The organism is Spirillospora sp. NPDC046719, from assembly GCF_040645715.1.
In the GTDB taxonomy this organism is placed as follows: Bacteria; Actinomycetota; Actinomycetes; order Streptosporangiales; family Streptosporangiaceae; genus Spirillospora.
The window spans coordinates 25,581-28,358 of the sequence record NZ_JBEYYT010000084.1 but is presented as its reverse complement, the minus strand read 5'-3'; the positions used below and the strand labels follow the sequence as shown (position 1 = coordinate 28,358).

1 protein-coding gene is annotated in these 2,778 nt (G+C 72.0%); it reads right to left on the bottom strand.

What is annotated here, in order from left to right:
- Window positions 1-54 precede the first annotated feature (54 nt).
- Window positions 55-2,295 carry a transglycosylase domain-containing protein gene (locus ABZ914_RS16995; protein ID WP_500193846.1) on the bottom strand — a complete coding sequence of 747 codons (2,241 nt, stop codon included), beginning with the start codon at window positions 2,293-2,295 and terminating at the stop codon, window positions 55-57.
- Window positions 2,296-2,778 lie beyond the last annotated feature (483 nt).

Below are 2,778 nucleotides of genomic sequence, written 5' to 3'. Positions count from 1 at the left end.
GCACGGGCAGGACGCGACGGGGCCCGGCGGTGCGACCGCCGGGCCCCTTCGCGCTCAGTTGAACATCTGGCCGCCGGTGCCGTCGCCGGTACCGCCGCCGCCGTCGGTGCCTCCACCGCCGTCGGTGCCACCGCCGCCGTTGCCGCCGCCGTCGGTGCCTCCACCGCCGTTCCCGCCGCCGTCACCGCCGCCGGGCAGCGTCGGGATGATGGTCGGCAGGTCCGTGGGCGGCTTCGGCTGGCGCGGCCCGCCCGTCCCGCCGGAGGGACGGTGCGTCGGGCCGTCGGTGCGCGGCCCCTCGGTGCTCGGCGCGCCGCCGCCCGGCGACGGGACGCCCCAGCCGCTGCCCGGCGTCTCCGACGGCGACCCGAACGTCTTCGGGTCGTAGCCCTTGATGTCGACCGCGTCGGTCATGTACGAGCGCCAGATCTGGGTGGGCAGCTGCCCGCCGTAGGAGCCGTACCCGGGGATGTTCAGCGCCTTGTTGTCCTCGCGGAACATCGCCACGCTCGTCGCCATCTGCGGGACGAACCCGTTGAACCAGATCGCCCGGCCCTCGTCGGTGGTGCCGGTCTTGCCGGCGACGTCGCGGCCGTCGGGCAGCTGCGCGCCGGTGCCGGTGCCGCCCTGGACGACCTGCTGCATCGCGTACGTGGCGTCCCGCGCGACCTGCGTGCCGAACGCCCGCTCGCCCTTCTCGGAGAACTTGCGGGCCTGGCCCTCGTTGTCGGTCACCGACTTCACCACGTACGGCTGCCGGTACACGCCCTCGTCGGCGAACGTCGCGTACACCCCGGCCTGCTGCACCGGGTGCAGCGACACGATGCCGAGCGGGAACGAGGCCGCGGCGCGCTGGTCCGGCGTCATCTGCGACGCCGAGATGCCGAGCTTCTCGGCCATCGCGGCGATCTTGTCGTTGCCGATGTCCTGGCCGAGGTTGACGTAGGCGGTGTTGACCGAGTGCTCGGTCGCGGTGACGAGGTTGATGTTCCCGAAGCTCTCGCCGCTGTCGTTCTTGATGGAGTGGCCGCCGAAGTACTGCGGGGAGCTGCCGTCATAGGTGTCGGACAGGCTCTTGCCGTCCTCCAGCGCGGCGGCCAGCGCGATCGGCTTGAAGCCCGACCCGGCCTGCGCGGTGTCGTAGAACGCGCTGCTCGCCGCCTCCGTCAGGTAGTCGCGGCCGCCGTAGAAGGCCAGCACCTGCCCGGTGTTCGGGTCGACCGACACCAGCCCGGTCCGGATCTTCTTGCTCGTCCCGGCCGGGACGTTGTTCTCCACGGCCTGCTTCGCCGCGTCCATCAGCCGCTTGTCGAACGTCGTGGTGATCTTCAGGCCGCTGCGGTTGATCTCGTCCTCGGTGTAGCCGCGCCGCTCCTCCAGCTCCTTCTTGGCCAGGTTGACCATGTAGCCCTTCTGGCCCTTGAGGACGTCGGTGATCTTCTCCTTGCCGGGCGCCGGGAACGTCATCGACGCGGCGTCGGCGGGGGACAGCGCCCCGTCCCGGACCATGTTGTTCACCACGGCGTGCCAGCGCTGCTCGGCGTAGACGCGGTGCTGGCCGGTCGGGTCGGCGAAGTTGCTCGGCTGCTGGATCGCGGCCGCCAGGTACGCCGACTCGGCGGGCGTGAGGTCCTTGACGTCCTTGTTGTAGTAGGCGTGCGCGGCGGCCTGCACGCCGTAGGCGTCGCGGCCGAAGTAGATGGTGTTGAGGTACTGCTCGAGGATCCAGTCCTTGGACTTCTCCCGGCCCACCTTCAGGGAGACCATGATCTCCTTGAGCTTGCGGGTGACCGAGCGCTCCTTGCCGATGCCGCCGTAGTAGTTGCGGACCATCTGCTGGGTGATGGTGGAGCCGCCCTGCAGCTGCTCGCCGGTCGCGGTGGACCAGAACGCCCGCGCGGTGCCCTGGATCGACACGCCCGGGTCCTGGTAGAAGCTGCGGTTCTCGGCCGCGATGACCGCGTCCCGGGTGCTCTTCGGGATCTGGTCGAACTTCACCGCGTCCCGGTTCATGCCGGTCTTGGCGATCAGGGTCTTGCCGTCGGAGTAGTAGAACGCGGGCCCCTGCGCGAGCGCCTGCTGCTGCGGCGAGGGGACCGGCGTGAAGATGTAGGCGATCGCGAACGCCGCGACGAGGAACCCGAGGATGCCGAGCAGCGTGAACAGGATGCGCCGCAGGTACCGGACGCGGCGGCTGCGCGGCTTCTTCGGTCCCTTGCCGCCACCGCCGCCGCCCGAACCGCCGCCGGGGCCGCGCCCCGGCGGGCCTCCTTGCCTCGACGACGCAGCCGGCATGGTCTTGGTATCTCCGGCCGGGGAGCCGCTCACACCAGCGCTTCCGGAGCCGTCCGGATCGTCCCGCCCGGGGCGGTCGTTATCGGGGGACGTGCCCTTTTCGGTGGCCGGAGCGCCCGGCCCGGCGACGGGGGATTCCGCGGTCGCGGCGGGCACCGCGCTCTCCGCGGGGCTCTCCCCGGCACTCTCCACAGGGCCCTCTGCGGGGTCCTTGTCGCGATTCTGAGATATGTCGGCGTTCGGGGAGTTTTTCAGGTCCGGGGTGGTTTCTTCGGAGTCCACGGTGAGCGTCGCCGTCCGGGCCGCGGGGGCCTGCGCCGCGCGCCCGGCCGCCCCGTCCCGTTCCTGGTCACGAGCCTGGCCGTCGGCCTCGGCGGGCGCGCCCCCCCACGACCGGCGCGGGGCCCGCTAGTCTGATTCGCCCCCCCGAGCGGCCGACGCCCCGTCCACGCGGAGAGGGTGCGCCGTGCCCGGGGCGCCCGC